The sequence below is a fragment of the Antarctobacter albus genome (assembly GCF_900101505.1).
In the GTDB taxonomy this organism is placed as follows: Bacteria; Pseudomonadota; Alphaproteobacteria; order Rhodobacterales; family Rhodobacteraceae; genus Antarctobacter; species Antarctobacter albus.
Genome location: NZ_FMZI01000014.1, coordinates 43,434 through 64,781 on the forward strand (window position 1 = coordinate 43,434; position 21,348 = coordinate 64,781).

At 66.2% G+C, this 21,348-nt stretch carries 21 protein-coding genes; 13 read left to right on the forward strand and 8 right to left on the reverse strand.

Going from position 1 to position 21,348, the window contains the following annotated elements:
- Positions 1 to 102 precede the first annotated feature (102 nt).
- Both BLQ71_RS20590 and BLQ71_RS20595 read left to right on the forward strand, forming a co-directional pair.
- Positions 103 to 1,332, forward strand: coding sequence for an MFS transporter (locus tag BLQ71_RS20590; RefSeq protein WP_074623079.1), 1,230 nt, complete (start codon positions 103 to 105; stop codon positions 1,330 to 1,332).
- Between the two features lie 2 nt (positions 1,333 to 1,334).
- Positions 1,335 to 2,744, forward strand: coding sequence for an MATE family efflux transporter (locus tag BLQ71_RS20595; protein ID WP_229754941.1), 1,410 nt, complete (start codon positions 1,335 to 1,337; stop codon positions 2,742 to 2,744).
- 84 nt (positions 2,745 to 2,828) lie between these two features.
- Here BLQ71_RS20595 and BLQ71_RS20600 read toward each other — a convergent pair whose 3' ends face one another.
- Positions 2,829 to 4,148 (reverse strand): ferredoxin reductase family protein, encoded by a 1,320-nt coding sequence (locus BLQ71_RS20600; RefSeq protein ID WP_074623080.1) that lies wholly within the window; start codon positions 4,146 to 4,148, stop codon positions 2,829 to 2,831.
- Positions 4,149 to 4,280: 132 nt separating this feature from the next.
- Here BLQ71_RS20600 and BLQ71_RS20605 point away from each other — a divergent pair, with 132 nt between their 5' ends.
- Together BLQ71_RS20605 and BLQ71_RS20610 are read left to right on the forward strand one after the other, a co-directional pair.
- The gene (locus BLQ71_RS20605; RefSeq protein ID WP_074623081.1) at positions 4,281 to 5,156 is read left to right on the forward strand and encodes a 50S ribosomal protein L11 methyltransferase; all 876 of its coding nucleotides are present in this window, start codon (positions 4,281 to 4,283) and stop codon (positions 5,154 to 5,156) included.
- Between the two features lie 115 nt (positions 5,157 to 5,271).
- Positions 5,272 to 5,616, forward strand: a complete 345-nt coding sequence (locus BLQ71_RS20610; RefSeq protein WP_074623082.1) for a hypothetical protein — start codon at positions 5,272 to 5,274, stop codon at positions 5,614 to 5,616.
- Positions 5,617 to 5,742: 126 nt separating this feature from the next.
- Here BLQ71_RS20610 and BLQ71_RS20615 read toward each other — a convergent pair whose 3' ends face one another.
- Positions 5,743 to 6,018 (reverse strand): DUF1127 domain-containing protein, encoded by a 276-nt coding sequence (locus tag BLQ71_RS20615; RefSeq protein ID WP_043141071.1) that lies wholly within the window; start codon positions 6,016 to 6,018, stop codon positions 5,743 to 5,745.
- A 316-nt stretch (positions 6,019 to 6,334) separates the two neighbouring features.
- On the opposite strand from BLQ71_RS20615, the gene ruvC reads away from it, so the two are divergent.
- From ruvC to ruvB, 3 genes are read left to right on the forward strand one after another with little or no spacing between them, the layout of a single operon-like run.
- Positions 6,335 to 6,823 carry a crossover junction endodeoxyribonuclease RuvC gene (ruvC, locus tag BLQ71_RS20620; protein ID WP_043141073.1) on the forward strand — a complete coding sequence of 163 codons (489 nt, stop codon included), beginning with the start codon at positions 6,335 to 6,337 and terminating at the stop codon, positions 6,821 to 6,823.
- Complete coding sequence (gene ruvA / locus BLQ71_RS20625) at positions 6,820 to 7,494, forward strand: Holliday junction branch migration protein RuvA (protein WP_069208245.1); 675 nt, start codon at positions 6,820 to 6,822, stop codon at positions 7,492 to 7,494. Before ruvC ends, ruvA begins: the two co-directional genes overlap by 4 nt.
- 9 nt (positions 7,495 to 7,503) lie before the next feature.
- Positions 7,504 to 8,532: a Holliday junction branch migration DNA helicase RuvB gene (gene ruvB, locus BLQ71_RS20630; protein WP_043141294.1), complete on the forward strand. Its 1,029-nt coding sequence runs from the start codon at positions 7,504 to 7,506 to the stop codon at positions 8,530 to 8,532.
- A gap of 2 nt (positions 8,533 to 8,534) precedes the next feature.
- Here the strand turns inward: ruvB and BLQ71_RS20635 are convergent, their stop codons facing one another.
- Complete coding sequence (locus BLQ71_RS20635; protein WP_074623083.1) at positions 8,535 to 8,942, reverse strand: SecDF P1 head subdomain-containing protein; 408 nt, start codon at positions 8,940 to 8,942, stop codon at positions 8,535 to 8,537.
- A gap of 178 nt (positions 8,943 to 9,120) precedes the next feature.
- On the opposite strand from BLQ71_RS20635, the gene BLQ71_RS20640 reads away from it, so the two are divergent.
- Together BLQ71_RS20640 and BLQ71_RS20645 are read left to right on the forward strand one after the other, a co-directional pair.
- Positions 9,121 to 9,756, forward strand: a complete 636-nt coding sequence (locus tag BLQ71_RS20640; protein ID WP_074623122.1) for a hypothetical protein — start codon at positions 9,121 to 9,123, stop codon at positions 9,754 to 9,756.
- Between the two features lie 158 nt (positions 9,757 to 9,914).
- Entirely contained in the window at positions 9,915 to 10,301 is a 387-nt protein-coding gene (locus BLQ71_RS20645) for a SpoIIAA family protein (RefSeq protein ID WP_074623084.1), read from the forward strand.
- Positions 10,302 to 10,481: 180 nt separating this feature from the next.
- Here BLQ71_RS20645 and trpS read toward each other — a convergent pair whose 3' ends face one another.
- A complete protein-coding gene (gene trpS / locus BLQ71_RS20650; protein WP_069208243.1) occupies positions 10,482 to 11,510 on the reverse strand; it encodes a tryptophan--tRNA ligase in 1,029 nt (342 codons plus the stop codon).
- Positions 11,511 to 11,584: 74 nt separating this feature from the next.
- Between trpS and BLQ71_RS20655 the strand changes: the two genes are divergently transcribed.
- A complete protein-coding gene (locus BLQ71_RS20655) occupies positions 11,585 to 12,268 on the forward strand; it encodes a rhomboid family intramembrane serine protease (protein WP_074623085.1) in 684 nt (227 codons plus the stop codon).
- Positions 12,269 to 12,275: 7 nt separating this feature from the next.
- On the opposite strand, the gene BLQ71_RS20660 is transcribed toward BLQ71_RS20655, so the two are convergent.
- Together BLQ71_RS20660 and murJ are read right to left on the reverse strand one after the other, a co-directional pair.
- Positions 12,276 to 13,559, reverse strand: a complete 1,284-nt coding sequence (locus tag BLQ71_RS20660; RefSeq protein WP_074623086.1) for a phospholipase D-like domain-containing protein — start codon at positions 13,557 to 13,559, stop codon at positions 12,276 to 12,278.
- The gene (murJ, locus tag BLQ71_RS20665; RefSeq protein ID WP_074623087.1) at positions 13,556 to 15,103 is read right to left on the reverse strand and encodes a murein biosynthesis integral membrane protein MurJ; all 1,548 of its coding nucleotides are present in this window, start codon (positions 15,101 to 15,103) and stop codon (positions 13,556 to 13,558) included. The genes BLQ71_RS20660 and murJ overlap by 4 nt, the downstream gene beginning before the upstream one ends.
- A 426-nt stretch (positions 15,104 to 15,529) precedes the next feature.
- Between murJ and BLQ71_RS20670 the strand changes: the two genes are divergently transcribed.
- Positions 15,530 to 15,964, forward strand: coding sequence for a hypothetical protein (locus tag BLQ71_RS20670; RefSeq protein ID WP_043141098.1), 435 nt, complete (start codon positions 15,530 to 15,532; stop codon positions 15,962 to 15,964).
- On the opposite strand, the gene BLQ71_RS20675 is transcribed toward BLQ71_RS20670, so the two are convergent.
- A complete protein-coding gene (locus tag BLQ71_RS20675) occupies positions 15,961 to 18,756 on the reverse strand; it encodes a [protein-PII] uridylyltransferase (protein ID WP_074623088.1) in 2,796 nt (931 codons plus the stop codon). The genes BLQ71_RS20670 and BLQ71_RS20675 overlap by 4 nt on opposite strands.
- Positions 18,716 to 19,903 carry a penicillin-binding protein activator gene (locus tag BLQ71_RS20680; protein ID WP_043141100.1) on the reverse strand — a complete coding sequence of 396 codons (1,188 nt, stop codon included), beginning with the start codon at positions 19,901 to 19,903 and terminating at the stop codon, positions 18,716 to 18,718. Before BLQ71_RS20680 ends, BLQ71_RS20675 begins: the two co-directional genes overlap by 41 nt.
- Positions 19,904 to 20,002: 99 nt before the next feature.
- On the opposite strand from BLQ71_RS20680, the gene rsmI reads away from it, so the two are divergent.
- Both rsmI and BLQ71_RS20690 read left to right on the forward strand, forming a co-directional pair.
- The gene (gene rsmI, locus BLQ71_RS20685; RefSeq protein WP_074623089.1) at positions 20,003 to 20,890 is read left to right on the forward strand and encodes a 16S rRNA (cytidine(1402)-2'-O)-methyltransferase; all 888 of its coding nucleotides are present in this window, start codon (positions 20,003 to 20,005) and stop codon (positions 20,888 to 20,890) included.
- Positions 20,880 to 21,266, forward strand: a complete 387-nt coding sequence (locus BLQ71_RS20690; protein ID WP_069208239.1) for a YraN family protein — start codon at positions 20,880 to 20,882, stop codon at positions 21,264 to 21,266. The genes rsmI and BLQ71_RS20690 overlap by 11 nt, the downstream gene beginning before the upstream one ends.
- The last annotated feature ends 82 nt before the right edge of the window (positions 21,267 to 21,348 follow it).

Consider the following 21,348-nt stretch of genomic DNA (forward strand, 5'->3'; position numbering starts at 1 on the left):
CTGGCCGCCGTCCGGGCCGGTGCCCGGGGCGGCGGTCGCAATGTGCGCCAACGCACCAAACCGGGACTCGCCAAGCCCAGTGTGGCGGCTTAAAGCAAAACCATGACCCCGGTTCCCCTTTCAGAAGCGCGCCACCTTCCGGTCTGGCGGCGTCCGATTGCCCTCTTGGCGCTCATGGCGATTGCCATGCCGCTCAGCTTTGCCACATGGTCGGCTTTGCTCAACAATTTCGTCATCGAGGTGGCCAGTTTCGAGGGCAAGCACATCGGTTGGCTGCATTCCGTGCGCGAGATCCCCGGGTTTCTGGCAATCGGTGTGATCCTGGTCCTGCTGCTGGTGCGCGAACAGGTGCTGGCGCTGGTGTCGCTGGCGCTGCTAGGGGTGGCAACGGCGATCACCGCAATGTTTCCCAGCCTCGGCGGATTGCTTTTCGTGACGCTGCTCAGCTCGATCGGGTTCCACTACTACGAAACGGTGAACCAGAGCTTGCAGCTCCAGTGGCTGCCCAAGGACCGTGCGCCGCAGATCCTGGGCTGGCTGGTGGCCGTGGGATCGGCCGCGACCTTTGTCGCCTACGCCTGTATCGTCGTGACCTGGCGGACCTACGATCTGCCCTACGGCCTTGTCTATGCCGTTGCCGGGGTGCTGACGCTGGGCATCACAGCCTGGTGTGCCCTTGCCTTTCCGCAGTTCGAAAGCCCCAATCCGCAGGTCAAGAAATTCGTCCTGCGCCGCCGCTACTGGCTGTACTACGCGCTGCAGTTCATGTCGGGTGCGCGGCGCCAGATCTTCGTTGTCTTCGCCGCCTTCATGATGGTCGAAAGGTTCGGCTATGACGTGCACGAGATCACCTCGCTCTACCTCGTCACCCTGGTTCTGAGCATGGTGGCGACACCCATCTTTGGCCAGGTGGTCGCGCGGTTCGGCGAACGCAATGCGCTTACCTTCGAATACATCGGGCTGACGTTTGTGTTCCTGGCCTACGGCGGGCTGTTCTGGTTCGGCTGGGGCGTGGTGCTGGCGGCGACGCTGTATGTGCTGGACCATATCTTTTTCGGTTTCGCCTTCGCGCTGAAGACCTATTTCCAGAAGATCGCCGACCCGGGTGACATGGCACCCACCGCCGCGGTGGCCTTTACCATCAACCATATCGCGGCGGTCTTTCTGCCGGCGGCACTGGGCTATCTCTGGGATTCCTCGCCGGGGTCCGTCTTTGGCCTGGCGGCGGGCATGGCGCTGACCAGCCTTGCGCTGGCACTGATGATCCCGCGTCACCCGGAACCGGGCAATGAAACCGTCTTTTCCGGGGTCGTTGCGGCCCCGGCGGAATAGGCGTGGCCGACGAGGCGAGCGGCGCCGGGGGGCGTTTCCTCACCGGGCCGACCCTGGGGCATGTCGTCCGGATGACGCTCAGCGGCGCGGCGGGCATCACCTTTGTCTTTGTCGTCGATGCGGCCAACCTGTTCTGGCTGTCGCAACTGGGTGAGCCGATCCTGATGGCGGCTATCGGTTATGCCTTTGCCGTCCAGTTCTTCACCGTTTCCATCGGCGTCGGCCTGATGATCGCCACCACGGCGCTTGTCTCGCGCAGCATCGGGCGCGGCGAACGGGCGATTGCGCGGGAGCAGGGGGCGGCGGGCATGCTGCTGTGTTTCCTGGTACAGGCGGCGACGGCAGGGCTGGTGGTGCTGTTCCGGCATGACCTGCTGGCCAGCGCGGGGGCCGAAGGCGAGGCATTGGACCTGGCCGCGCGCTATGTCGCGCTGTCGATGCCTTCGCTGGCGGTGATGGCCGTGGGTCTCTGCGGTAGCGCGGTCTTGCGCGCCGACGGGCTGGCGCGGCAGGCGATGATGGTGACGATGGGCGGCGGGCTGATCATGCTGGGGCTGGACCCGCTGCTGATCTATGTGTGGGGTTGGGGACTGGACGGCGCGGCGCTGAGCGTCTGGATCTTTCGCGGCATCATGGCGGGGCTGGCGATCTGGTTCGCTGCCCACCGGCATGGACTGCTGGCCATGCCACGGCCCGCCTTGCTGTTGCGCCACGGCCCGGGCCTGTTGCGCGTGGCGCTGCCGGCGATCATCACGCAAATGGCCACGCCTTTCGGAAACTTCCTGCTGACCGGGTTCATCGCGGTGCATGGCGATACCGCCGTGGCGGCCTGGGCAGTGATCAACCGGCTGACGGTTGTGGCCTTCGGCGGGCTGTTCTCGCTGGCCGGGGCGATCGGGGGCATCTTTGGCCAGAATTTCGGCGCGCGTCAGTTCGACCGCCTTCGCCAGACCTACCGCGATGCGGTTCTGTTTTGCGTTGTATACGCGGCGGGTGTCTGGCTGATCCTGATGGCATTGACCGGTCCCATTGCGCGGGGTTTTGGGCTGGATGGAGAGGGCGCAGAGGTCTTGCGGGCCTTCACGCAGTTCGGGGCGCTGTCCTTCACGCTGGGCGGGCTTTTGTTCGTCTCGAACGCGGCGTTCAACACGCTGGGCCGACCGCTCTGGGCCTCAGTGCAAAGCTGGCTGCGCGAGGCGGTTCTGATGTGGCCCGTGGCGCTCTGGCTGTCGGGGGTCTACGCGGCCCAGGGCGTGATCTATGCGCAGGCGCTTGTGGGGGCCGTCATGGGCGTTGTGGCGGGTGTCCTGGGCTGGCGCTATGTCCGCGGGATCGGTGAGGGGGCCTTGCCCAGGGTCAACCTGCGCGAACGGCGCGCCCTGCGCGACCCGAACCGCTGGCGCCGGCGCTAAAGCAAACCGCGCAGGGCAAAGGCCAGGACGGCCAGCACGATCACGAGGGTCAGGACCCAGAAGGCGCGTGCGATGCGTCCACGGCTAGTCATAACTGAACTGCTCCAGCAGGATGTTGCGGGCAGACACGCCAAGACCCAAGAGCGCGTCCTCGACGGCGTGCAGCATGGGGGGCGGGCCACAAAGGACAAACACCCAGCTTTTCAGGGCCTCCGCGTCGAGGTGCCGGTTCAGCACCTCGGACGTGACGAAGCCGGTCTCTCCCTGCCAGCCTTCGGGCGGGTCGGACAGGACATGGACCACGCGAAGCGGTCCGGTTTGGGCACGCCGGTGCAGTTCCTCGCGGCAGGCGATCTGCTCTTCGGCCCGGTTGGCATAGAACAGAACGCGCGGGCGCGGGTCATCGTCGGCATCCAGCTGGCGCAGATGAGACAGCAGCGGGGCGATGCCCACGCCGCCGGCAATCAGCGCAACGCCGCCGGCCTTGCGATGCCGTTTCAAGGTCAGTGAGCCAAAGGGGGCATCGACCCAGGCGCGGGTGCCGGGGGTCACGCGGCCAAGCCGGTTGGTGAAATCACCCAGCTCCTTGATGACGAAGCGCAGCCTGCCGCCTTCGGCCGGGGCAGAGGCGATGGAAAACGGGTTCTCGTTCAGTGAGACGGCGGGCTTGCCGATGCTGATCCAGGCGAAATGTCCGGGCAGGTAGTGCAGGCCCTTGTGGCCCTCGGGGTCGAGGCAAAGCTCCCAGGTCCTGTCTGCCAGACGGGTCACGCTGCCGACGCGCCAGGGGCGCCGCGCCTTCATCAGGGGTTTGACCGCGTAGACCCAGGCCAGTGAGAGAACGGCAATGGCAAACAGGGCCCACCAGAACCCCCAAAGCGCCGGATCGCCGCTATACCGTCCGGCGCGGGTGGCGTGCAGAACACCCAGTCCCGCCATGACCAGCGCCATGATCCCGTGCAACGCGCGCCAGATCTCGTGCCGATACAGCCCGTCTCGGCCCAGTGCCATGACCATAACGGCGCCCAGCAACAGCCAGGCGACGATCCCGGGCCAGAGGCCGGACCAGTCGAAATTCAGGGCCGTCGATCCGGGGGCCGTCAGGCCGGGGCGCAGGCTTTGTGGGCCGGAATAGAGAAACGGGTGCAGCAGGATCAGCATTGAGGCGGCGCGGGCCAGCAATTGGTGTAGCCGCATCGTTACATCCATGCCGATCCGCCCCGAGATCACGCGAAACCGCCCGGATAGGGCAAATTCCACCAGCAGGATCGCCAGCCCGGCCAGGGCCACGCCGGAGGCCAGTTCGTCACGCAAGGGGCGCGGGGGGTGTCCCTGGAGCGCGGCAAGCGCCAGCGGTGCGCAGGTCAGGGCAAGGTAGAACAGGACGAGGAATGCGGCGGGCATGATGTCTTGGCCTAGGGTCAAATGCCTCTAGCACGGCTGCGTGACGGAATCACGTCAAACGCAGTGCGACTTGCGGCGGTCGGGCTTTCGTGCCACAGCGAATGCGCTTTTTTCCATCAATGGATCACCCACATGCCCAAGACCTGGACCGCCTTCACCAAGCTTGCCGACAAGGACAAAGCCGAGGCCCTGGGCCTTGCACTCGAGGAACTCGATCCCGAGCCCACGGGTATCGGCGTCTTCGAGATCGAGGACGGTTCTGGCACCTGGGAGATCGGGGGATACTTCACCGAGGCGCCGAACGAGATCGAACTGGCACTGCTGGCCGCCGCCTATGACGCCAAGAGCTTTGTCGTCTCCGAGGTGCCGGACACCGACTGGGTCGACAAGGTCCGGCGCGAACTGACACCGGTCGAGGCCGGGCGCTTTTTCGTCTACGGCAGCCATGATGCCGACAAGATCCCCGAAGGCTCGGAACCGCTGCTGATCGAGGCGGCGATGGCCTTTGGCACGGGCCACCACGGCACCACTCAGGGCTGCCTCGAGGCGTTGGACCGGCTGGCCTCGGAGGGCTTTCAGGGCCGCAACGTGGCCGACATCGGCTGTGGCACGGCCGTTTTGGCGATGGGGGCGGCGCGAATCTGGCCCGATCCCGTGATCGCTTCGGACATCGACGAGGTCGCCGTCGAGGTGGCCGAGGCCAACGTGCGCGCCAATGACCTTGGCGACAAGGTCATCTGTGTCGAGGCCGCCGGCTTTGACAACCCCGAACTGCACGCTCGCGCACCCTATGACCTGGTCTTTGCAAACATCCTGAAGCAACCGCTGATCGACCTGGCGCCCGACATGGAAAAACATCTTGCCCCAGGGGGTTATGCTATCCTTTCGGGTATTCTGACTTGGCAGGCCGATGAGGTGGTCGAGGTCTACACTGCCCACAGGATGCCGCAATTACGCCGCGATGTGATCGGCGAGTGGGTGACGCTGACGCTCCGGAGAAACCAGTAAATAAAGGGTTAACCGGGGCAATCGAGGCAAAATTAAATCCAATTGCCCCAATCTTGCCATAAAGTTTGGCTAAAAATTGCCTCATCCGGTGGGGGCCGGTTGAAATGAGGCTGTCATGGACGACGCTCAGAGAAGTTTTCACAAGCGTGAACAAGCGCTGCGGCGCAAGCACATCCGGATGTCACAAGGGTATGTGACCCGGATGAACCGCAACGGCGTGATCGAACAGGTCCCCCAGAGCAGGATGAGCGGTTTCGGCCTGCACCTGGTCTTGCGTCTTGCGGTGGCGGTGATGCTGTTCAAGATGGTCGCCCTGGCATGGCTGGGAGACGGGATTTACACCGGACACGTCGAACGCCTGTCACAGGGCGTTTTCTACGAAAAGGCCGGGGCGTGGATCCTGCAGGTCGATCCGGCAACCCGCATGCTGGCCGACTTCCTGACGCCGGTCATGGGGTGAGGCTCCCCTCACATCACGAGACAAGAAAAAACCCGCGCTTCCGATGAAGCGCGGGTTTTGCCTTTGCCGTGAGTGGCGATGCGCAGCCGGTCGAGCATCCTGGTCGACCGGCTGCGCGAACTGTCCTCAGTAACGACGTGCAACGCTGTCGATGTCGCCGCGGTGCAGGCCGATGTCTTCCAGCTCGCGGTCGGTCAGGGCCGACAGGCTGTTGCGGGTCATGCGTGCGTCGTTCCATGCGGCGACCGCACCGAAGACAGCGGCGAAGATGCTGCCGATTCGGGCTGCGGTTTCCGATGCATGGTAGGGGCGGGTTGCGCCGAATGCGGAGGTGAAGATGTTACCGATCTGGGCGGCGGAGCCCGACGCGGCGAAGGGGCGGGAAGTGTCGAATGCGGCCATCGCTGGTCTCCTTTTGGATGGGGGGTGTATTCGTTCTGAAACCGCACATAGTTTGGGCAATCTGCTGCAACAAGGCGCATTTTCTGCATGGGTCACATGCGATTTCTGCATGACGGAAATCGCGGTTAACCCTTCTGATAAACAAGCAAAAATCCGCTCTACCCAGCGTCGTTTTCCGGCGGTACCGTGCCGGAAACAAATGTCATGTGTCGGGGCTGGGACAATCGGTGTCGCAAACGGCCCTCGCCGCATTAACCTTGGCTTTTGTTCGCCTTTCGTGCTAGCCGTGTCTGAAAAACAACACGGGCGGGCATCCATGCGGATATTGGGCATTGATCCGGGGCTTCGGACCCTTGGATGGGGTGTGATCGAGGTCGAGGGCAGCCGACTCAGGCACGTCGCAAACGGGTTGTGCAAGCCCGGCGGCAAGGAGCTGGCCGAACGACTGCTCGCATTGCACGAATTGCTCACAGATGTGTTCAACCGGATGATGCCCGACGAGGCGGCCGTGGAACATACCTTCGTCAACCGCGACGGGGCGGGCACGCTGAAGCTGGGCCAGGCGCGGGCGATCGCCCTGCTGGTCCCGGCGCAGTTCGGATTGCCGATCGGGGAATACGCGCCGAACTCGGTCAAGAAGACGGTCGTTGGCGTCGGCCATGCCGAGAAACACCAGGTCGAGCACATGGTCAGCCTGCAACTGCCCGGCGCGAAGCCCGCCGGGCCGGACGCGGCGGACGCGCTGGCGGTGGCGATCTGCCACGCGCATCACATGGGCGCCCGGCGCATGAAGGTGCGGGCATGATCGGGCGTATCGCGGGGCGGATCGTCTACCACGGCGAGGATCATGTGCTGATCGACGTGCAGGGCGTCGGCTACGTCGTCTATTGCAGCGACCGGGTGCGCGTGGGTCTGCCCGGCGCCGGCGAAGCCGCGGCGCTGTATACCGATCTGCTGGTGCGTGAGGACCTGCTACAACTGTTCGGCTTTCCGACGCTGGTGGAAAAGGAATGGTTCCGCCTGCTGCTGTCGGTGCAGGGCGTGGGCGCCAAGGCGGCGTTGGCGATCCTGGGCACGCTTGGTCCAGACGGGGTCAGCCGCGCGCTGGCGCTGGGCGACTGGACGGCGATCAAGGCGGCCAAGGGGATCGGCCCCAAGACCGCGCAGCGCGTCGTGAACGAGCTGAAGGACAAGGCACCCGCCATCATGGCAATGGGCGTCAGCGACCCCCTCGGGGACGACCCGCAGGCTGCCTCCGCCGAGGTGATCGAGACGTCGCCTGCTCCCGATGCCCCCCGCAAGGCGCCGCCGCGCCGGTCCAGCGCGCAGGCCGAGGCGCTTTCTGCGCTCGGCAACCTGGGCTACGGCCCCTCCGAGGCCGCCGGTGCCGTGGCCGAGGCCGCGGGCGCCGAGCCGGAGGCCGACACTGCCGCCCTGATCCGCGCGGCGTTGAAGCTATTGGCGCCGAAGGGGTAAGGGATGGACATGAGCGATCCTGACCCCACCCTGCGCCCCGATCCCCTGCCGGAGGACCGCGACCGCGCGTTGCGTCCTCAGATGCTGGAGGATTTCATAGGCCAGGCCGAGGCGCGGGCGAACCTGCGTGTCTTCATCCAGAGCGCGCGCTCGCGCGGCGAGGCAATGGACCACACGCTGTTCCACGGCCCCCCGGGCCTGGGCAAGACGACGCTGGCGCAGATCATGGCGCGGGAACTTGGGGTCGGCTTTCGCATGACTTCGGGTCCGGTTCTGGCCAAAGCAGGCGATCTTGCGGCGATCCTGACCAACCTCGAACGCAACGACGTACTGTTCATCGACGAGATTCACAGGATGAATGCCGCCGTCGAGGAAGTTCTGTACCCGGCGATGGAAGACTACGAGCTGGACCTCGTGATCGGCGAGGGACCGGCGGCGCGCACGGTGAGGATCGAGTTGCAACCCTTCACGCTTGTCGGTGCAACCACGCGGCTGGGCCTGCTTACCACGCCCCTGCGCGACCGTTTCGGCATCCCGACGCGGCTGAATTTCTACACCATCCCCGAGCTTGAAACCATCGTCGCGGGCAATGCGTCCAAGCTGGGCGTGCGGATGGAGGGCGACGGCGCGCTGGAGATCGCGCGCCGGTCACGCGGCACGCCCCGGATCGCCGGACGGCTGCTCCGTCGCGTGGTGGATTTCGCCGTGGTCGAAGGCGGTGGCGTGGTCAGTCGCGCCCTGGCCGACAATGCGCTGACCCGGCTGGGGGTCGACAGCCTGGGGCTGGACGGGGCCGACAGACGTTACCTGATGCTGATGGCCGAGAATTACGGCGGCGGTCCCGTGGGGATCGAGACACTCTCGGCGGCACTGTCGGAAAGCCGTGACGCGTTGGAGGAGGTCGTGGAACCCTACCTCCTGCAACAGGGTCTCATCAGCCGCACGCCGCGCGGGCGGATGCTGGCGCAGAAGGCCTGGAAACACCTTGGACTCGCTGCCCCGGTGCCACCGGGACAAAGCGACCTTTTCGAGGGCTGACGTCAGTCCGTCAGCCCCGCAGCCTCGCGCAGGCGGGTGGCCAGCTCCCGGACCTCGTCTGCGGTAAAGCCGCCGGTGACCTGCAAGGCCCCGCCTAGGATCGGTTGCGCCACCACCGCGTTCCAGACAGGCTCACCGTCCAGTGTCAGTGCGATCTGCTGGCCGACGGCCTCCTTGGTCATGCTGGCAAGGACTGGCGCGCTGTCGGCGCAGAGCGACAGGTTGATCGTGGGCTGGCCGCTTTGCGTGAAAGAGGGGCTGGCATCGGCAAGGGCGACGACCTCGGTCCGGTCGCCTGCCGCCAGGGCTATGCGACCCGCGTCATTGCTGTTGCAAATGGCAAGTGCGGGGGTGGCGGCGGCAAAGACGAAGGCGCTCACCAGGCTGAGCATGGTGCGTCGGCTGTGCATGGGGTCTCTCCTCTGCGTTCCAATATGACATGGGGAGCGGACGCCGGACGGCCAAGCCGCGGGCCGGTCGGGTAAACCCGACCTTGCAGGGGCAGTTTGCCTTTCGGGTCGTTTTCGGGCAGGTCGCGGCAAAGCGCTATTCCACGACGTGAAAAGGACAGCCGGCATGACCCAGGACATGACCCCCGAAGAGATCGCCACGCTCTTTACGCGGTCGGACGGCAGCTATCTTTGCGCACGCTGGGGGCGCCCGCTGGCGCCGATCGTCTTTGGTGTCGAAGAGGCGACCCTGCAGGTGGTCAAGGGCGCCTTCGAGGCGGTCTGCACGCTGGCCGGGCACAAGATGGCGGAAACCGACCCCGAGCTTGGGGCCAATGTCATGGTCTTCTTCTTCCGCGACTGGGCGGAATTGCTGGAGGTGCCGGATCTCGACCGCCTGATCGAGGGGCTGGGTCCGCTGGTCGACCGCCTGCAGGGCGCAGAGGCGAACCAGTACCGGGTGTTCCGGTTCGATGCCGATGGCGGGATCAAGGCCTGTTTCGTCTTCCTGCGGATGGACGGCGAACTGACCAAGGTTCCGGCAGAGACGCTGGCGCTGAGCCAGGTGGTGCAGACCATCCTCCTGTGGTCCGACAGGGCCTTTGCCGACCGCTCTCCGCTGGCGCAGGTCGAGGGCGGGCGGGTGATCCTGCGGCCGGATCTGGCGCAGGTGATCCGCGCGGCCTATGACCCGGTTCTGCCGGTGGCCGCGACAGACCCGAGCCACGCCCTGCGGCTGGCGGCCCGGATCGCGGCCGGGCGGGGGACGCAATAGGCTGCCCTGACGCGGGCAAGGCAGAAGTGCATGAGAAATCAATTTCTTGCGATGTTGGCTTCGCCTTTTGGCAAGAATTGGCCATGATCCGCTTGGCGGATCTGCGCCCTTGCGAGATGGGGCATCCGGGCGCATCCTGATCCCCGGAGGGGAGCGCCATGACGATAGAATACCAAGAGGATGACGCCACCAAGGTGGTCGAATTCCACATCACGGGCCACATCAGCCACGCGGATTATGCGCCGCTGGTGGACAGGCTGCAGGACTTCATCGACCGTAACGGGACTGTGCGGATGATCGAGGTGGTCGAACATTTCCCGACCTTCGATCCGTCGATCCTGATCCCGGGGCTGAAATTCGATATCCGCAATATCCGCTACATCACCCATGTCGCCGTCGTGTCGGACATGGGCTGGATCAGCCCGGTGGTGAAGGCCGCTGGCGCACTGATTTCGACGAAGATCCGGACCTTCGGCATGGCGGAACTGGAGGCGGCGCGGGACTGGGTCCGCAGCGCCGATCCGGAGGGCGACGCAGCAGGCTGAGCCACCGCGAGATTTGTACGTTTTGTACAAAACGTACGGCGAAATCGGCATTTTGTACAAACCGGCAAGGTCCCGTTAACCTTCGCGTCGCGGGATCCTGCTGTCTGGCCGTCAGCCACCCGATATAGGAGGCACGAGGTCCCGGGTCAGGCCCGGGACAGGCGGTTTCGAAATCGGCCCTTAGCGGACCATGCCCACGATCTCGTAGGTCTTCTCCATGATCGGCGCGGCGATCTCGCGGGCGCGTTCGGAGCCGTTCCGCAGGATCGTGTCGATCTGTGCGGGGTCGGCGGTCAGGCGCTTCATCTCGGAGGAGATCGGTTCCAGCTTGGCCACCGCCAGGTCCGCCAGCGCGGGCTTGAAGGTGCCGAACTGCTGGCCGCCATGTTCCGCGATCACCTGCTCGACCGAGAGATCGGCGATTGCCGCGTAGATGTTGACCAGGTTGCGCGCCTCGGGACGCTCTGCCAGCCCCTCGACGCTTTCAGGCAGCGGCTCGGGGTCGGTCCGGGCCTTGCGGATCTTCTGCGCGATGGCATCGGCATCGTCGGTCAGGTTGATGCGGCTCATGTCCGAAGGATCGGACTTGGACATCTTCTTGGTGCCGTCGCGCAGGCTCATGACCCGGGTGGCGGTGCCTTCGATCACCGGCTCGGTGATCGGGAAGAAATCGACGCCGAAATCATTGTTGAACTTGATGGCGATGTCGCGGGTCAGTTCCAGGTGCTGTTTCTGGTCCTCGCCCACCGGCACATGGGTGGCGTGGTAGACAAGGATGTCCGCCGCCATCAGCGCGGGATAGGCGAACAGGCCCAGGGAGGCGTTCTCCTGGTTCTTGCCGGCCTTGTCCTTCCACTGGGTCATGCGTTTCATCCAGCCCATGCGGGCGACGCAGTTGAAGATCCAGGCCAGTTCGGCGTGGGCCGCGACCTGGCTCTGGTTGAAGAGGATCGACTTTTCCGGATCGACGCCGGAGGCGATGAAGCCCGCGGTCAGCTCGCGTGTCTGGCGGCGCAGTGCCTCGGGGTCCTGCCAGACGGTGATCGCATGCATGTCGACCATGCAGAAGATGGACTGGATCCCCGCCGTCTGGCTGTCCGCAAAGCGTTTCAGTGCGCCCAGGTAGTTGCCCAGGTGCAGGTTGCCCGAAGGCTGGATGCCCGAAAAGACGCGCGGCGTGAAGGCGGCATTGGGCTGAGACTCGGACATTGATGTTCCCCTGTGGAAATTCCTGCGCGGCTGGCTTACCCATGCCGCCGGACACCGTCAAGAAAGAGGTCCCCATGACGCACCCGCATAACGAGGCCCCGGTCAACCCGCTGCCGCCGGTGGTGGCGGCGCTGTTCCTTGTGCTGGCGGGGATCGAACTGACCCTTTGGCTGGGCGGACAGGGCATCGTCGGCGGCCCCGGTGCAGTCGGCTGGCGGACCTCGGCGATCGAGACCTATGCTTTTTCGGGGCGGGCTTTCGACTGGATGCTGGAGACGGGACAATACCCGCCCGAGCACCTGTTGCGGCTGGTGGCCTACCTGTTCCTGCATCCCAGTTTCAGCCACGGGCTGTTCAGCATGGTGATCCTGCTGGCGATGGGCAAGATCGTGGCGGAATCCGTCGGCTCTCTGGTCTTCGTCGCGGTGTTCTTTGTGTCCGGGATCGTCGGGGCGGTGGGCTTTGGCCTGTTCAGCGACGATCCCTGGCTGGTGGGCGCCTTTCCCGGTGTCTACGGGCTGATCGGCGGGTTCACCTTCCTGCTCTGGGTGCGGCTGGGGAAAGAGGGCGCGCCGCAGGTGCGGGCCTTTGCCCTGATCGGGATGCTGCTGGCGGTGCAACTGGTCTTTGGCATGTTGTTCGGGGGCGGCAGCGACTGGATTGCCGACGTGGTGGGCTTTGCCACCGGGTTCGCTCTGACCGTCGTGCTGGCACCCGGCGGCGTGGCGCGGGTGCTGGAGCGTATCCGGCGCCGCTAGGCGTGGTTCAGAACAGGTCGTCGGGCAGCAGGCTGCGACCGGGGGTGCCTGTGGAGACGCGCAGGGCCGGGCCACGTGCGGCCCAGGTGGCGGCGCGGTCCGGGTCCCCGGACAGGCCGGCGCCCAGGTGGGCCAGCAGGGACCTTGTCAGGCTCTCGTCGCGGACCAGGGCCGCCGCCTCGCTGTTCCAGCGGCAGGCGCGGCGGGTCAGCGTCTGTGAGCCGATGACGGTGGCGCCGTCCACCAGGCACAGCACGCCCTCGGCCTGCGGATCGGCAACCAGCGCGAGGCGGTCGCCATAGGCATGTCGCAGGCGGGTCAGCGCGGCGCCCTGAAGGGCGGCGGCGCGGACATCGTCCCATGTGCCCTGCGTCTCGGGGGGCAGCAGCAGGATCAAGTGCAGTTCCGGGGGCCGCGCGGCCTGTTCCAGCGCCTGTGTCAGGCCGTCGTGGCAAAGAGCGCCGGTGCGGATCAGGATGCGCCGCTGGGCATGGCTGAACAGACGGATCAGGGCCGGTTCGGCGTCGTTGGCAAGCGTGCGGGGGGCAAACCCGCGCGCGGGGCGCGACAGGGTCCGCAGCAGGCGCAGGTCATCGCGGCTTTGCGGGCGGGAGGGGCTGTCCAGCGCGCTGGCCGGGGCGGCGAGGCTGGCGCCGGTCTTGAGCGCATCGGCCCAGCAATCGGCGAAATGGCCCCGCAGGGCGCCGCAGAAATCATCGTCCGCGATCTGCAGGCCTATGACAGAGGCGGCATCTGTCCCGAGCTCCGGCCCGCCGATCACGGCATTGGCGCCATCGGCCAAGGCAAACCCCTGATGGATACCGGCGGGGCGGGGGTTGGCCCCGTCCTGGACAAGGGCGCGCTGGACCGGGGTCAGGCGCGCAGGGTCCTCGGCCCGGAGTGCGGTCAGTGCGGGGCCAAGGCGGCGGCGCAACAGGGCACCGCGCAGGCCGTGCGCCACATGTCCATGCGGGGCACAAACCAGTTGCGCGCTGCCCTGCAGGACATCGGCAAGGCCCGAGACCCGGCGCCAGGCGGCGCGGTGGGCCTGCACGGCCAGCAGGGGATCGGGATCGGGTACAAGGATGCGCAGCGACAGACCGCGCCGGGACAAGAGCGCCAGCAGGTCGCCCCAGGTCTCGAGCCCGCGTTCGCGCAACTCCGGCAGGACCAGCGGCCTGTCGGGTGCAAGGCGCGGCAGGCAGAGCAGCAGCTCTGACCGGGTGCTGGCGGCAAGGGTTTCGAGCGCGGCGGCCGTCTCGTCGGCAGAGAGCAGCGCGCGCACTGTCATGCGCGGGACCGTTTGAACATCGCCTTGATCTCGGCCAGGCGGAAGGCGCCAAGGGCCTGCCCGGCGACGCCGTAGGTGAGGATGCCCATGCCGATCAGCCCGGCAAGCACGGCCAGCCGCAGGTAGGGCAGGGCCAGCCAGGGGGTCAGGACGATGTTCAGCCCCCAGAGCACCGCGCCCATGACCAGCGAGGCCGCCACGATGCGCCAGAGCCTCTGGCGGAAACGGTCATCGAAATGCGCCACCTCGCCCATCGCCTTGGCGCCACGCGCCAGTTGCCAGACCATGACCCAGCCCGCCAGCGTGGTGGCGATGGCGGGGGCAAGCCAGCCGATCACCGGCGCCAGCCCGATGGCCACGGCTGCGTTGATCACCATAGCCCAGACCGCGAAACGGAACGGGCTGCGCGTGTCCTCGCGCGCGAAGTAGAGCGGTTGCAGCACCTTCTGCAGCACGAAGGCGGGCAGGCCGAGGCCGTAGATCGCCACCGCCACGGCGATGGCGGCGCTGTCATTGGCCGTGGTGGCGCCACGTTCGAAGAGGACCGAAACCATCGGCAGCGGTATCGCCACCAGCGCCACGGCGGCGGGCACGGTCAGCGCAAGGCTCAGTTCGCCCGCGCGGGAAAAGGCGTTGCGCGCGCCGCTGTCGTCCTGCGCTTTCAGGCGGCGCGACAGGTCGGGCAGCAACACGATGCCCACGGCGATGCCCACCACGCCCAGCGGCAACTGGTACAGCCGGTCGGCGGCATAGAGCCAGCCCACCGCCTTGTCGAAATGGCTGGCGACCTGCTGGCCCACCAGCAGGTTGATCTGCATCACCCCGCCTGCCAGCGCGGCAGGCACCGCGATCACCACGAGCCGCTTCATGTCCGGTGTCAGGCGCGGGCGCCCGGGACGGATGCGCACGCCCGCGCGGTCGGCGGCCACCCAGACCAGCGCCAGCTGCGCCACACCCGCCACGGGCACCGCCCAGATCAGGTATTGCACCACGTCCCCGCCAAGCGCCGCCCCCATCCCCATCGCCAGGCAGACAAGGATGTTCAGCAGCACGGGCGCGGCGGCGGCAGCGGCGAAATGGCCGGTCGCATTCAGCGCGCCGGAGAACAGTGCCGCCAGCGAGATCAGCAGGATATAGGGAAAGACCACCCGCCCGAAGCCCACGGTCAGGTCAAAGCGCGCATCCCCGGCAAAGCCGCCCGCGGTGGCCCAGACCAGCGCCGGCATGAAGATCATCGCCAGCGCGGTCAGCGCCAGCAGCACCGTGGCCAGCCCGTTGAGCGCGTCGCGGGCGAAGATCAGCGGGTCTTCCTCGCCTTCGTATTTCTTGGAAAACAGCGGCACGAAGGCGGCGTTGAAGGCACCCTCGGCAAAGAAGCGGCGAAAGAGGTTGGGCAGGCGAAAGGCCGCGACAAAGGCATCCATCACCGGGCCGGGGCCGATCAGGGCGAGGATCATGACCTCGCGGACGACACCCAGAACCCGGCTCATCAGAGTCCAGAAGCCGACGGTCATGACACCGGCGACAAGGCGGATGGGTTTCATGGGCGTGCTCGCTTGCTGCTCTGGTCCCTCGCTTAGCCGAAAGGGCCGAAGGGCGGAAGGGGCGTGGATCAGAGCAGCGTCCGCATCAGCGCGATGGCTATTGCGGCGCCGACGGTCGGGCGGCCGCTGTGATAGCCCTGTGCCGCTTTGTCGTGCGGACCCCCTGTCATGCAAAGCCTCCTTTTCAATTCACCTTGGTCAATGGGGCCACAGCCCAATTGATGCGGCATCGCAAGTCAACCCCGGACCCTTTCGAGACATCGGGTCCGGTCATCGGTGAAAAAAGCCAAGGGGAAGCGGGTTGATTTATCGGGTAGAGTTCCGGCAGGATTAATCAACCGGAGTGATGATCCGGTGCTGCCCAATATCTCGTGACGGGTGATGTCGCTGGTTGCCCCTGAAGTCACCCCAAAAGGTCGTGTTCGCGTGCCAGTCACTTTCGAGGTCCTGCCCGGGTTCAACCTGGTACTCGTGCATTTCCGCGGAGAGGTCGGGACCGAAGAGCATATCGAGTCCTTTCTCGAATATGCGGCGCATCCGCTTTACGACCGGCATCAGCACGCTCTGGTGGACATGGCAGACTGTACGCTGCACGACGCCTATTTCGCGGATATGCAGCGGCTGGCCTACCGGCTGAAGGGCTATTACGCGGAGCGCGATCATGCCTCGCGCACCTCGGTATATGCGCCGGGCGACGTGGTCTATGGCATGTCGCGGATGTACCAGTCGATCACCGACGGCCTCAGCCCCTGGGAAACCGGGGTCTTTCGCACTCGGGACGAGGCGATGGCATTCGTGGACGTCGCCCCCGAAAGCCCGCAGGGCGCAAGCCTGCGGGCGATCTGGAACGCGGGCCGTTAGCCGCGCGCGCGCTCGGCGCCTTCCTCGATGGCCGAGCGCAGCTTTTTCTCGATCTGGTCGCGCTTGACCTTCGAGTGCAGTTTCAGCCCGAACATGTCCTTGACGTAGAAGGTGTCGACCACCTGTTCGCCATAGGTCGCGATCACGGCGGAGGCGACATAGATGTTCAGCCCCGCCAGCGTGCGGGCCAGGTCGAACAGCAGGCCCGGGCGGTCTCTGGTGTCGACCTCGATGATGGTGAAGATCTCGGACCCGTCGTTGTCGAAGGTGATGTGGGTCGGAACCTTGAAGGCCTTCTCGCGCTTCTTGAGCTTGTCCTTGGGCTTCATCGCCTCGCGGGCGACGACCTCTCCCATCAGGGTCTTGCGGATGGTGTCACGCAGGCGCGGGATGCGGGTGTCCTCGTAGGGCGACCCCTCGGCATCCTGGATCCAGAAGGCGGCGGTGGCGTAGCCGTCCTTGGTGGTGAAGGTGCGCGCATCCACGACATTGGCCCCGGAGAGCGCCAGTGCGCCGGTCAGGCGAGAGAAGATGCCGGGGTGATCCTGCAGCGCGAAACAGGCGCGGGTGGCGTCGCGGTCCTCGTCGGGGTGGATGTCGATGGCGATCTCGTTGTCCTTGAGGTCGCGCAGCAGCCGGGCAAAGACCACATGGGCGGTGACATGCAGACCCTGCCAGTAGGGGTCGTAGTGGCGGCTGGTTTCCGCAGCCAGCGCCAGCGTGTCCCAGTCCGACAGCGCCTCGCGCAGGTTCTCGCGCGCCTCGGTGCCGCGGTTCTCGCGGTTGAGCGCCTCCATCCCGCCTTCGAGCGCGCGGCGTGTCTGGCGATACAGCGCGCGGATCAGCGCGGCCTTCCAGTTGTTCCAGGTGTCCGGGCCGACGCCGCGGATGTCGCAGACCGTCAGCACGCAGAGCAGGTCCAGCCGCTCGCGCGTTTGCACCGCCTTGGCAAAGCCGCGCACGGTGCGCGGGTCGGCGATGTCGCGTTTCTGGGCCATGTCCGACATCAGCAGGTGATAGCGGACCAGCCATTCGACGGTAGCGCTTTCGGATTTCGACAGGCCCAGGCGCGGCGCGACGGTGCGCGCGATGCGGGCGCCCAGGATCGAGTGATCCTCGTTCCGTCCCTTGCCGATGTCATGCAGCAAGAGCGCGACGTAAAGCACGCGGCGATTGATGCCTTCCTTGAGGATGGTCGAGGCGACGGGCAGTTCCTCGGTCAGGTTGCCGTGCTCGATCTCGGACAGGTTCCAGATGCACTGGATGATGTGTTCGTCCACCGTGTAGTGGTGGTACATGTTGAACTGCATCATCGCCACGATGGGTGCGAATTCGGGGATGAAGGCAGACAGCACCCCCAGTTCGTTCATCCGGCGCAGGGCGCGTTCGGGATTGCCGTGTTTCAGCAGCAGGTCCAGGAACAGGGTCCGGGCCTCGTCATCCTCGCGGAAGGCATTGTCGATCAGGTGCAGGTTGGCCTTGACCAGCCGCATGGCGTCCGGGTGGATCAGCAGGCCGGTGCGCAGCCCTTCCTCGAAGACCCTGAGCAGGTTCAGCTTGTCGGACAGAAAGGCCGCGTCATCGGTGATGGCCAGCCGGTTGTGTACGACCTTGTACCCGTCCTTGACCTGGGGCGGACGGTGGAACAGGCGCTGGATCAGCGGCGCGCCCTTGGTGTGATCGGCCTCGAGCGAGGTCAGCAGGATGCGCGTCAGGTCACCCACCGAGGTGGCATGGCGGAAATAGTCCTGCATGAACCATTCCACGGCGCGGCGTCCGCCGCGATCATTGTAGCCCAAGCGGCTGGCCACTTCGACCTGCATGTCGAAGCTCAGCAATTCGTTGGCGCGTCCGGCGGCCAGGTGCAGGTGACAGCGTACCGCCCAGAGAAAACGCTCTGCCTGGACGAAGGTTTCGTATTCCTCGGGCCGGAAGACGCCGGTGGTCACCAGTTGCGAGACATCGTCGGTGTGGTGGACGTATTTGATCATCCAGAACATCGACTGCAGGTCGCGCAGCCCGCCCTTGCCCTCCTTGACGTTGGGTTCGACCATGTAGCGCTGGCCCTGCTTGTCGTGGCGGGCGTCGCGTTCGGCCAGTTTCGCCTCGACGAATTCGCGGGCGGTGGCGTTGAACAGGTCGTTCCACAGGGTGCGGTCCAGGTCCTCGGCCAGGCCGGCGTCGCCGGTCAGGAACCGGCTTTCCAGCATGGCGGTCCGGATGGTGAAATCCTCGGCCCCCAGCCGCAGGCAGTCGCGCACGGTGCGCGAGCTGTGGCCGACCTTCAGCCGTAGGTCCCAGAGGATGTAGAGCATCGATTCAATGACGCTCTCGGCCCAGGGGGTGATCTTGTAGGGGGTCAGGAACAGCAGATCGACGTCCGAGAAGGGCGCCATTTCCCCGCGTCCGTAGCCGCCGACCGACAGCACCGACAGGCGTTCGGATTCCGTCGGGTTGGGCAGGCGGTGAAGCACCTCGGTTGCGACCTCGAAGGCCAGATGCACGATGCAGTCGGTGATCCAGGTATAGGACCGCGTGGTGCGGCGCGAGCCGAAGGGTTCGGCGGCAAAGGCTTCTGCCACCTTGACGCGGCCCGCGTCGAAGGCCGCGCGCAATGTCTTGACCGTGTGCTTGCGCACGTCCGTTTCCGGCGCGCCCTTGGGCATCCCGGCGAAAAGCGTGCCGCGCACCGCCGGCAGATCAAAGATCTCGGCGGCGGGCGCGATCAGGTTGTCGGGAAGCGTCTCGGTCTCAGAGGCCGCCGCCTGGGAGGCTGCTGGGGGCAGGGTCAAGGATCACCATCTGTTTGTCTTTTACCGTGGCGACGGCCAGCGCGCGCTGGTTGGCACCATTGCTCATCAGGCGGAATACACCGCCCGTGCCGGTAAAGCCAGTCGAGGTGAGCGCCGTGGCCGACAGCGCATCGTTGCGGCCCTGCGCGGCCAGTGTGCCGATGGCGGAAATCCCGTCGTAGGCCAGGCCGGCCAGCGGATGCGGCGCGGTGCCGTAGGTGCTGTTGTAGCGGCCAGAGAAGCTTTCCAGCCGGGCCACGTTCGGCACCGCGAACCAGGCCCCGTCAGAGGCCGGCAAGCCAAAGAGATCGGGGCGCACGTCCCAGCGGGTCAGGCCGATGTATTGCACCTTCGCGGGGTCCACCCCGGATCCGGGCAGGCGGTCCAGCAGGATCGGCATGGCCTCGTTGCTGGCGGCGGTGGTGATAAAGATGCTGTCGGCGGCGCCCGAGGACACCACGCGGCCCGCGGCGCTGGCGGCGGCCGAGACGCCCTCGATCGAGAGCTGGTAGCCCTGGGTTCCGACGATGTTGACGCCGTATTCCACGGCCGCCTTCTCGATTGCCAGCTTGCCCAGCTGTCCGGCCACGTCCTCGGAGTAGATCACCACCATGTTGGATTTGCCGTTGCGGCGGGCATGGGCCATCATCCGGCGGGCGGTGTTGTCAAAGGTCGCGCCCAGGATGAAGACGTTGCCGCCGGCGATGGTGGGATTGTTGGAAAAGCCCAGGACGTTCACGCCTTCGTCGGCGACGGCGAGACCGGCGGCGTTCACCGCGTCGGCACGCAGCGGGCCCAGGATGATCTTGGCGCCCTCGTCGACGGCCTTTTGCGCGGCGGCCGCGGCGGCGGGGGCCTGGCCGGCGGTGTCGTAGACGCGCAGGTCGATGGTCACACCCTCGCCCAGGTCGGCCATCGCCAGCCGGGCGGCATTTTCCAGCGAGGTGGCGATCGGCGCGGCGCCCTGGTCGGACTGCGGCACCAGGAGCGCCACGGGGATCGGTTTGCCGGTATTGATGCGTGGACCGTCGCCGCCTCCGCCGATATTGGTCAGCGCAGAGGGGTCACAGGCGGCAAGCGCGGCCGCGGCGGCCAGACCGGCCAGCGGGCGCAGCGCCTTGCGGAAATTGGAAAAAATGGCGAACATGGACGGTGGACTCCCTCGTTTCTTGCGCGACATGCGCGGCACGGGCGGCGCGCTGAGCGATTTGGCGACGATCATAGAGAAGGGCGAAAGGGGGGACCAGTGACGAATCCGGAAAGCGCCGGACAGGGCGGCGGATTGACGCCGGGACTGTACCTTGTGGCCACACCCATCGGCAATGCGCGCGACATCACCCTGCGCGCGCTGGACATGCTGGCCACGGCGGACGTCCTGGCGGCAGAGGACACGCGCAGCCTGCGGCGGCTGATGGAACTGCATGGCGTGGCGCTGGGGGATCGCCCGCTGGTGGCCTACCACGATCACAACGGCGCGCGGGCGCGTCCGCGCCTGCTGGCAGAGCTGGCGGCGGGAAAATCGGTGCTTTACGCGTCGGAGGCGGGGACGCCGATGATCTCGGACCCCGGGTTCGACCTGGCGCGCGCCGCCGCCGAAGCGGGGTTCGCGGTCACCAGCGCACCGGGGGCCAGCGCGGTGGTCACGGCACTGACGCTGGCCGGATTGCCCACGGACAGGTTCCTGTTCGCCGGTTTCCTGCCCAACGCCGGCGGGCCGCGCAAATCGGCGCTGCGCGACCTGTCGGGCGTGCCGGCGACGCTGGTGTTCTACGAATCGCCCCGGCGCCTGCCGGAGATGCTGCTGGCCGCGCAGGATGTGCTGGGAGACCGCGAGGCGGCGGTCTGCCGGGAACTGACCAAGAAATTCGAGGAGGTCCGGCGCGGACCCCTGTCAGAGCTGGCCGATCACTACCGCGAGACCCCGGCAAAGGGCGAGGTGGTGGTTCTGATCGGCAAAGGGGATTCAGGATCCGTTAAGGAAATCGATCTAGAACAGGAGGTGAACAAGGCGCTGGAAACGATGTCGGTCCGCGATGCTGCGGATTTCGTGTCGGCGCGGTTCGGGGTGAAACGGCGCCCGGTCTATCAACTGGCCATGCGCCTCTCGGCAAAAGGGGAAAGCGATGGCGCTTGATTTCGCGGGTGTGGCGGGGCGGGCCGACACCGGGCGGTGCGGCTATCACGCGGGCCTTGCGGCAGAGGATGGCGTGGCCGCGGACTATGCCCGCCGGGGCTATCCGCTGCTGGCGCGGCGGTGGCGCGGTCGATCTGGTGAGATCGACCTCGTGCTGGGCGATGGCGACGGCGTCATCATCGTCGAGGTCAAGAAAAGCCGCAGTTTCGACCGCGCCGTCGCACGTCTGTCGCAACGCCAGATCGGTCGCCTGATGCGGGCGGGCGAGGAATTCCTTGGCACCATGCCGCGCGGGTCGCTCACGGATATCCGTTTCGACGTGGCGCTGGTGAACGGTCACGGTGAGATCAGGGTGATCGAAAACGCGCTTTACTGAGCGCTGGCCCTGCGCCCGTGCAGGGCTGCGGTGCATTGCACCCGGCCCCGTCCTGCGCCATCTATGGCGGGAAGATTGCAGG

What these genes read in the sequence shown, in the direction of transcription:
- BLQ71_RS20605 (WP_074623081.1), top strand. Translation starts at nt 4,281, where the DNA reads ATGCCCAAGACCTGGACCGCCTTCACCAAGCTTGCCGACAAGGACAAA.
- ruvC (WP_043141073.1), top strand. Translation starts at nt 6,335, where the DNA reads ATGCGGATATTGGGCATTGATCCGGGGCTTCGGACCCTTGGATGGGGT.
- ruvA (WP_069208245.1), top strand. Translation starts at nt 6,820, where the DNA reads ATGATCGGGCGTATCGCGGGGCGGATCGTCTACCACGGCGAGGATCAT.
- murJ (WP_074623087.1), bottom strand. Translation starts at nt 15,103, where the DNA reads ATGAAACCCATCCGCCTTGTCGCCGGTGTCATGACCGTCGGCTTCTGG.
- BLQ71_RS20680 (WP_043141100.1), bottom strand. Translation starts at nt 19,903, where the DNA reads ATGTTCGCCATTTTTTCCAATTTCCGCAAGGCGCTGCGCCCGCTGGCC.
- BLQ71_RS20660 (WP_074623086.1), bottom strand. Translation starts at nt 13,559, where the DNA reads ATGACAGTGCGCGCGCTGCTCTCTGCCGACGAGACGGCCGCCGCGCTC.
- BLQ71_RS20690 (WP_069208239.1), top strand. Translation starts at nt 20,880, where the DNA reads ATGGCGCTTGATTTCGCGGGTGTGGCGGGGCGGGCCGACACCGGGCGG.
- trpS (WP_069208243.1), bottom strand. Translation starts at nt 11,510, where the DNA reads ATGTCCGAGTCTCAGCCCAATGCCGCCTTCACGCCGCGCGTCTTTTCG.
- ruvB (WP_043141294.1), top strand. Translation starts at nt 7,504, where the DNA reads ATGAGCGATCCTGACCCCACCCTGCGCCCCGATCCCCTGCCGGAGGAC.
- BLQ71_RS20635 (WP_074623083.1), bottom strand. Translation starts at nt 8,942, where the DNA reads ATGCACAGCCGACGCACCATGCTCAGCCTGGTGAGCGCCTTCGTCTTT.
- BLQ71_RS20610 (WP_074623082.1), top strand. Translation starts at nt 5,272, where the DNA reads ATGGACGACGCTCAGAGAAGTTTTCACAAGCGTGAACAAGCGCTGCGG.
- BLQ71_RS20640 (WP_074623122.1), top strand. Translation starts at nt 9,121, where the DNA reads ATGACCCCCGAAGAGATCGCCACGCTCTTTACGCGGTCGGACGGCAGC.
- BLQ71_RS20655 (WP_074623085.1), top strand. Translation starts at nt 11,585, where the DNA reads ATGACGCACCCGCATAACGAGGCCCCGGTCAACCCGCTGCCGCCGGTG.
- BLQ71_RS20645 (WP_074623084.1), top strand. Translation starts at nt 9,915, where the DNA reads ATGACGATAGAATACCAAGAGGATGACGCCACCAAGGTGGTCGAATTC.
- BLQ71_RS20600 (WP_074623080.1), bottom strand. Translation starts at nt 4,148, where the DNA reads ATGCCCGCCGCATTCCTCGTCCTGTTCTACCTTGCCCTGACCTGCGCA.
- BLQ71_RS20590 (WP_074623079.1), top strand. Translation starts at nt 103, where the DNA reads ATGACCCCGGTTCCCCTTTCAGAAGCGCGCCACCTTCCGGTCTGGCGG.
- BLQ71_RS20615 (WP_043141071.1), bottom strand. Translation starts at nt 6,018, where the DNA reads ATGGCCGCATTCGACACTTCCCGCCCCTTCGCCGCGTCGGGCTCCGCC.